The organism is Lonepinella sp. BR2357, from assembly GCF_051851525.1.
Taxonomy (GTDB): Bacteria; Pseudomonadota; Gammaproteobacteria; order Enterobacterales; family Pasteurellaceae; genus Lonepinella.
Window position 1 is genome coordinate 23,333 of the sequence record NZ_JBPDVG010000019.1, and the last position, 7,934, is coordinate 31,266.

General features: G+C 39.8%; 6 protein-coding genes and 1 tRNA gene. 4 read left to right on the top strand and 3 right to left on the bottom strand.

Annotation, left to right across the window (positions count from 1 at the left end; all coding sequences use genetic code 11):
* Together ACTG7L_RS10540 and ACTG7L_RS10545 are read left to right on the top strand one after the other, a co-directional pair.
* Positions 1–2,466, top strand: coding sequence for a DEAD/DEAH box helicase (locus ACTG7L_RS10540; protein WP_439328502.1), 2,466 nt, complete (start codon positions 1–3; stop codon positions 2,464–2,466).
* Between the two features lie 138 nt (positions 2,467–2,604).
* Positions 2,605–3,225: a biliverdin-producing heme oxygenase gene (locus tag ACTG7L_RS10545; RefSeq protein WP_439328503.1), complete on the top strand. Its 621-nt coding sequence runs from the start codon at positions 2,605–2,607 to the stop codon at positions 3,223–3,225.
* A gap of 64 nt (positions 3,226–3,289) precedes the next feature.
* On the opposite strand, the gene ACTG7L_RS10550 is transcribed toward ACTG7L_RS10545, so the two are convergent.
* Entirely contained in the window at positions 3,290–3,754 is a 465-nt protein-coding gene (locus ACTG7L_RS10550) for a surface-adhesin E family protein (RefSeq protein WP_439256549.1), read from the bottom strand.
* Between the two features lie 181 nt (positions 3,755–3,935).
* A complete protein-coding gene (gene ffh / locus ACTG7L_RS10555; RefSeq protein ID WP_439328504.1) occupies positions 3,936–5,333 on the bottom strand; it encodes a signal recognition particle protein in 1,398 nt (465 codons plus the stop codon).
* 174 nt (positions 5,334–5,507) lie between these two features.
* On the opposite strand from ffh, the gene ACTG7L_RS10560 reads away from it, so the two are divergent.
* Complete coding sequence (locus ACTG7L_RS10560; protein WP_439256859.1) at positions 5,508–6,269, top strand: cytochrome C assembly family protein; 762 nt, start codon at positions 5,508–5,510, stop codon at positions 6,267–6,269.
* Between the two features lie 79 nt (positions 6,270–6,348).
* Positions 6,349–7,611 (top strand): HlyC/CorC family transporter, encoded by a 1,263-nt coding sequence (locus tag ACTG7L_RS10565; RefSeq protein ID WP_439328505.1) that lies wholly within the window; start codon positions 6,349–6,351, stop codon positions 7,609–7,611.
* A gap of 103 nt (positions 7,612–7,714) precedes the next feature.
* Here the strand turns inward: ACTG7L_RS10565 and ACTG7L_RS10570 are convergent.
* Positions 7,715–7,788, bottom strand: a tRNA-Cys gene (locus ACTG7L_RS10570).
* Positions 7,789–7,934 lie beyond the last annotated feature (146 nt).

Consider the following 7,934-nt stretch of genomic DNA (forward strand, 5'->3'; position numbering starts at 1 on the left):
ATGCGTAGTCAATATTTTGAGTCAAAACAGCCCCGAATTTATGCCTATTCTGATAGCCGTTTTCAAGGCTGTTTAAAAATCGGTTACACTGAACGAGATGTCAATGTGCGAGTTGCAGAGCAATATCCCGTCAAAACCCCAGAACAAAGTTATCGCATTGAATATCAGGCAGAATCAATGCGGGAAGATGGCAGTTTATTTAAAGATTTTGATGTACATCAGTATCTTATCAAAAAGGGGATTGAACGAATTAATGGCGAATGGTTTAAATGTGACGTAGAGGATGTGAAAAGTGCGGTGCTTGCCATTCGTAAACGGATTGAAAATCAGGAAAACCGCACGCTAGATTTTGCCATGCGACCGGAACAAAAAAGTGCGGTGGAAAAAACGGTAAATTATTTTCAGCAATGGAAAAAGGATCCCGAAGTCAGCAAAAAAGCACCGCACTTTTTATGGAACGCCAAAATGCGATTTGGTAAAACCTTTGCCACCTATCAACTGGCAAAACAAATGGGTTGGAAACGGATTTTAATTCTCACCTTTAAACCCGCCGTCAAAACGGCGTGGCAAGAGGATTTAGAAAGCCATATTGATTTTCAAGGCTGGAAATTTGTGACCAACGAAGAACAATATCAACAGCATTTCGCCGATCATCATGCGATTTGTTGTTTTGGTTCCTTTCAAGATTATTTAGGCAAAAATAATGCGGGCGGCATTAAATTAAAAAATGAATGGGTACACGCCATTAATTGGGATTGCATTGTGTTTGATGAATATCATTTTGGGGCGTGGCGAGATAAATCCAAAGAATTATTTGAGCAAGAACAACTAGAACAACAAGATATGGAATTGGATATGCCCGATTTCTTTGATGAAGACATCATTCCCATCACCACCGATCATTATTTATATTTATCTGGTACGCCATTTCGAGCATTAAATTCAGGTGAATTTATTGAAGAACAAATTTTCAACTGGACTTATTCTGATGAACAAAAAGCGAAAATGGAATGGCTTGGCGAAAATAATCCCTATTTAAGTTTGCCACGCATGATCATGCTGACTTATCAACTGCCACCGCATATTCAAGAAATTGCTTTGAAAGGGGAATTTAATGAATTTGATTTAAACGAATTTTTTAAAGCCACAGGCAAAGAAAAAGAGGCGAAATTTAAATATGAAAATTATGTGCAACAATGGCTAGATTTAATTCGGGGACAATTAAAAATCACCACGGAAGACGAGTTAAAGCTAGGGGCAGAAAAACCGCCGTTACCTTTTGCTGATGTGGATTTATTACGCAATTTAAATCATACTTTTTGGTTTCTGCCTGATGTGAGTAGTTGCTATGCCATGGCAAATTTATTGGCTCAACCCCATAATCGGTTTTATCAGGATTACCAAGTGATTGTCACCGCTGGCAAAAAAGCGGGCGTTGGGGCGAATGCCTTAAAACCGGTACGCAAAGCAATGAAAAAAGGCTTAGAAAGCAAAACCATCACGCTGTCTTGTGGCAAACTGACCACAGGTGTTTCGGTGCCAGAATGGACGGGGATTTTTATGTTGCGTAACTTAGTTCGCCCTGAAACCTATTTTCAAGCCGCATTTCGTGTGCAAACCCCGTGGGTGGCTAAAGCACATGGGACAGATGAAAGCGTGATTATCAAACAAAATTGCTATATTTTTGATTTTGCCCCTGATCGTGCGTTGCGGCAAATTTCCGAATATTGCAATGAACTCAACACCGAAGAACGCAATCCTGAAAAGAAAATTGCCGAATTTGTGCAATTCCTGCCGATTCTTGCCTATGACGGTTCATCAATGCGTGAGTTGGACGCAGCCAGTGTGTTGGATATGGCAATGAGTGGCACAACCGCAACGTTGCTAGCACGTCGTTGGGAAAGTGCTGTGTTGGTGAATGTGAATAATGAAACCTTAAAACGCTTGCAAGCTCACCCACAAGCCATGCAAGCCCTTGCTAACATTGAGGGTTTCCGTTCATTAAATCAGGATATTGAAACCATTATTAATAAATCGACGGCGGTCAAAAATGGCAAACAAAAAGCCAATGATGGCAGTTTAACGCCGAAAGAAAAAGATGAATTAAAAGAAAATGAGAAAAAAGAACGCACTTTACGGAAACAATTACAGGAAAAATTAATTAAATTTGCCGCACGGATTCCTGTATTTATGTATTTAACCGAGGATCGGGAATATGCGTTGAAAGATGTGATTGAAGAAGTGGAACCCGAATTATTTTATAAAGTCACCGGCTTAACGCAAAATGATTTTAGCTTATTGGTGGGGTTAAATTTGTTTAACGAGGGCAAAATGAATGGGGCAGTATTGAGTTTTAAACGCTATGAAGATAGCAGTTTAGGCTATTCTGGTTTAACCAAATATGATGATCTAGAACGTGTGGGGCTTTGGAGTACGACCATGAGTCGGGCGGAATATAATCAATAAAAGAGGATACAAAGTGATTAGTTGATGTTGATATTATGGTAATAATTGATAATTATAATCAATTATAGTATATTTATGTTTCCTGATACTTTTATCTTAATTACGGAAAATAATCTGAAAATCAATAGGAAACCTATTATGACACAAGAACAACAAACCTTTTCTGAACGTTTAAAAGCCGCTAACCGTACCACACATGATAGTGTAGATAATCTTGTGATGTCGGTGGAACCGTTTAAGAATAATGAGAACTATGCGAAATTTTTACAATTACAATCCGTGTTCCACAAGATTGTAGATGATATTTACAAAGATCCTGAACTCAATAAGAAAATCCCAGAATTAGAATATATGGCACGCTATGATAGAGTGTTGAAAGATCTTGCTGTGTTAAATAGTCAACCTTATGAATTTAAAGGTAATTTACCTCATCCGCAAGGTAATGCCGCCATTGGTTGGTTATATTGTGCTGAGGGTTCCAATCTTGGGGCGGCGTTTTTATATAAAGCTGCCGAAAAAAGATTAAGTTTTGATGCCGAAAATGGGGCAAGCCATTTAGCCGGTCATCCTGATGGGCGAGGTAAACATTGGCGTGAATTTAAAGTGTATTTGGATAATTTAGGCCTAGACGTCCAAGCAGAAGATGAGGCCATTCAAGGTGCAAAAGACGCCTTTGCATTCTACAAGGTGATTGTCCGTCAGATTTTCGGTTTACCTGAAAATTATGAGGCACCGAATCAAGGGCCGTTTCATCCTTAATTAAACCCATAAGAAAGGGCAAGTACATAAAAATGTCTTGCCCTTTTTGTGTATCATTTATCAATTAATGATAAAAATTCGCACACATCACTTGTGCCACCGTACCAAGGGTTGATCCATCACGTGGTTTAACTTGATGTTCTCGATATTTTTTCGGCGTGAACACCGTTCCCTCACCCCAGAAATCGGAATATAAATGCGAGCCAGTGTGTTTCATGGTATTGGTTTGACAATCTAACACTTTGTGTTGGCGTACTGATTTGGTCATCAGATTTTTATCTTCAAAAATGCGATGGCCAATGTGTAAATTAATCACCGTGTCGAAATTAATCAGATTATTTTTGCTACTGTCCACCCAAATGGAAGAGGTATCCACATAATATTGCGAATTTTGTGACAAGCGAATAAAACCGACTTCGGTTTTTTGTGGGGTATCTAGTTGTTCACCGTTAATTAACGCTTGCCGTTCTTCGGAATTGCTACAAGCACTGATGATAAATGCAGTGAGTAATAAAATAACTTTTTTCATATAATCTCCTTAGTGCTAGGTAGTAAGAAATGCAATTCTACTTTTCAGTCTATTATGGCACATTTCCCGTAAATGTGACGTTTTTTATTTATTTTCATTGTAGGATAAATCTACATAAATGAAAAGTGCGGTAGAAAATTCGTCGATTTTTCACCGCACTCTAAGCCGAGAGAACAGGCATTTAGCGTTTTAACATCCCCCCTAAACCGCCAAGACCACCCAGTCCTCCCATGCCACCGCCCATTAAGCCTTTCATGCCTTTCATCATTTTTGACATACCACCACTACGCATTTTTTTCATCATGCGTTGCATATCGTCAAATTGTTTGAGTAATTTATTGACATCTTGCACTTGCGTGCCTGAACCTAAGGCAATACGGCGACGGCGTGAGCCTTTGATAATGTCGGGGTTAGCTCGTTCTTTTAAGGTCATGGAATTGATGATCGCTTCCATTTTGATAAACATTCTATCATCTACTTGATTTTTAACATGATCAGGCAAGTTTTTGGCCCCAGGGAGTTTGTCTAACATCGACATCATACCACCCATTTTTTTCATTTCGATCAGTTGTTCACGGAAATCTTCAAGGGTAAATTGATCGCCCTTTTTGAATTTCTTCGCCATTTTTTCGGCTTTTTCTTGGTCAACGGAACGTTGTAAATCTTCGATTAAAGAAAGGACATCACCCATCCCTAAAATGCGTGACGCTACACGTTCTGGATGGAAAGGTTCTAACGCCTCGGTTTTTTCGCCTACCCCTAAGAATTTAATCGGTTTACCGGTAATTTGGCGAATAGATAAAGCGGCACCACCACGAGCATCACCATCTACTTTGGTTAAGATCACCCCTGTGAGTGGCAAGGCCTCATTAAAGGCTTTGGCGGTATTGGCTGCATCTTGACCTGTCATGGCATCCACGGTGAACAGGGTTTCAATCGGTTCAAGTGCGGTGTGAATTTGCTTAATTTCTTCCATCATCTCGCTATCAACGTGCAAGCGACCTGCTGTATCCACGATTAACACATCATAGAATTTTAATTTCGCATCAGCTTTGGCTGTTTTGGCAATTTCGACTGGATTTTGTTTGACATCAGAGGGGAAGAAATCGACACCCACCGATTGAGCTAAGGTTTCAAGCTGTTTAATCGCCGCAGGACGATATACGTCAGCCGACACCACTAATACTTTTTTCTTATGCCGTTCTTTTAAAAATTTCGCCAATTTACCAACGGAAGTGGTTTTACCCGCCCCTTGTAAGCCCGCCATTAAAATGACCGCTGGCGGTTGGGTGGCAAGATTTAATTCTTCGTTGGCTTGCCCCATGGCACTTTCCAATTCGCTTTGTACGATTTTTAGAAATTCTTGCCCTGGCGTCAGGCTTTTATTGACTTCTTCGCCGATAGCACGCTCTTTCACTTTATTGATAAATTCACGCACCACAGGCAAAGCAACGTCCGCCTCGAGTAATGCCATGCGGACTTCACGTAAGGTATCTTTAATATTGTCTTCGGTTAAACGCCCTTTACCCGTAATATTACGTAGGGTTTTCGACAGGCGGTCGGATAAATTTTCAAACATATTTTGTTCTCGTCTTCACAAAAAATTTACCCGATTATACCTGAATTTCCTTGTTTTCACTAGCAAAGGCAGTCTCTAATTGATATTTCAATTTAGCACGGTTAAAATGAATCATTATTTTGCACAAACAAAGGACGAAATAAATTGACAACACCGCCGTATGCTATTTTTGCCATGCTGTTTTACAGTTTCAATATCTTGCTGATTATGCCGATGTTGCTGAAAATTGATGGGCAAACCAAACCGAAAAGAACGCTGTTTTTATGCACCGCCTTTTTAGCGGTGATTTGTCATTATTTAAGTTTTTCTGAGCTATTTACACACTTGACGTTAGGTGCCGATATTTCTTTACTTGAAGTCAGTTCCTTAATGAGTTTCTTTATTGCCTTGTTAAGCACGGTCCCCATGCTCTGGAATGTACGAACCTTGGCTTTTGTATCACCGATTGTGTATGCTTTTGCTTTGATTAATTTGTTAATGACGGAATTTATCCCGAGCCAAATTGTGCATTTACAGGTTAATTTATTGCTCCATATTCTGATTTCCATGTTAGCTTATGCCGTCTGTTTTATCGCTATGTTGTACAGCATGCAAATTGCGTGGTTGGATCGTCATTTAAAACGTAAAAAAGCCTTGCCGTCATCTGATTTACCGCCGTTAATGTTGGTAGAACGCCATTTTTTCCGAGTGATGTTAAGTGGTGAAATTTTATTAACTATTATCTTATGCACTGGCACCTATCATTTATTGCATGCCTTGCAGTTAAGCAATATTCATAAAGCCGTATTTTCGCTATTTGCTTGGATTGCTTTTGGTATCCCATTGGTTGGGCATTGGAAATGGCATTGGCGTGGAAAAAGAATGATCATTTTTACGATCTCAGGTATGATATTGCTGACGATTGCTTATTTTGGCAGCAAATTTTTCCCAGCGTAAGTGGGAAAATTGGAAGTGCGGTATAAAAAACGAGATTTTTCACCGCACTTATTTGATGAACGAACACAAGGAACAACCTTTGGACAGTATTCCCCTTAGTACCTTATTTATTATTCTTTTCATTTTATTAATCCTTTCAGGGTATTTTTCCAGTTCGGAAACAGGCTTGTTATCCGCCAACCGTTACCGCATGCGTTATTTAGCGGAAAAAGGTCATAAAGGTGCCAAAAAAGCGGAAAATTTGCTGAAAAAAACCGATAAACTCCTTAGCTTGATTTTAATTTGTAATAATCTTGTCAATATTTCCGCCTCCGCCTTAGCTACCATTATTGGTATGCGTCTATATGGTGATGCAGGGGTGGCGATTGCCACGGGAGCGTTGACTTTTGTGATGTTGGTGTTTGCGGAAATCTATCCAAAAACCGTGGCAGCCCTTTATCCGGAAAAAGTCGCCTTTTTATCCAGTCATTTGCTTTCACCATTAATGAAATTATTTACGCCGTTAGTGTTTTTGATGAATCTGATTATTAAAGCCTTAATTAAGATCACCGGCTTGAAAACAGAGGTCAAAGGCAATCATATTAATGCGGAAGAATTGCGTTCTATTGTGAATGAAAGTGGCAAATTTATTCCCTCTGCCCACCAAGAAATGTTGTTGTCAATTCTCGATTTAGAAGAAGTCTCGGTGGACGATATTATGGTGCCACGCAATGATATTGCAGGGATTGATATTGATGATGATTGGAAGTCCATTATGCGTCAGTTAAATCATGCCGCACATAGCCGAGTGGTGTTATATAAAGGCAATATGGATGAAAATGTGCTGGGCATTTTGCGAGTGCGAGAGGCCTACCGCTTGATGTTAGATAAAAACGAATTCACCAAAGAAACCCTAATTCGTGCTGTGGATGAGATTTATTTTATCCCCGAGGGCACTGCACTGACCGCCCAATTATTGAATTTCCGTAATAACAAGGAACGTGTTGGTTTAGTGGTGGATGAATATGGGGATATTAAAGGTTTAGTCACCCTTGAAGATATTTTAGAAGAAATTGTCGGTGAATTTACCACCTCAACCGCCCCCTCTATTGAAGAAGAAGTCACCGCTCAATCGGACGGTTCCATTTTAATTGAGGGATCTACCAATATTCGAGATTTAAATAAATTATTCGATTGGAATTTAGACACCGAGGAGGCTCGCACGTTTAACGGCTTGATTTTGGAACATTTGGAAGATATTCCCGACGAGGGGGCAGAATTTGAATTAAATGGCTTGAAAGTCACTGTGTTAGAAGTGGCGGATAATATGGTGAAACAGGCGAGGGTTGAAAAACTGACTTAATGCCTATGTAAAAGAGAAAATGAAAGCGATGAGGATATACTTGTCGCTTTTTTATTTAAAGAAATAAAGTTGAGCAATCATATGTTTGGTTTAAGGGATAAAATGGAGGCGTGTCCCGGAGTCGAACCGAGCTACATGGATTTGCAATCCAGTGCATAACCGCTTTGCTAACACGCCATAGAAGTGATTTTAGATATAAAAAAACACCTTGCGGTGCTATTTTTTAACCTAGTGTTTAAAATGGTGCCCGAGGCCAGACTTGAACTGGCACGCCCCGAAAGGCGAGGGATTTTAAATCCCTTGCGTCTACCGATTCCGCCACT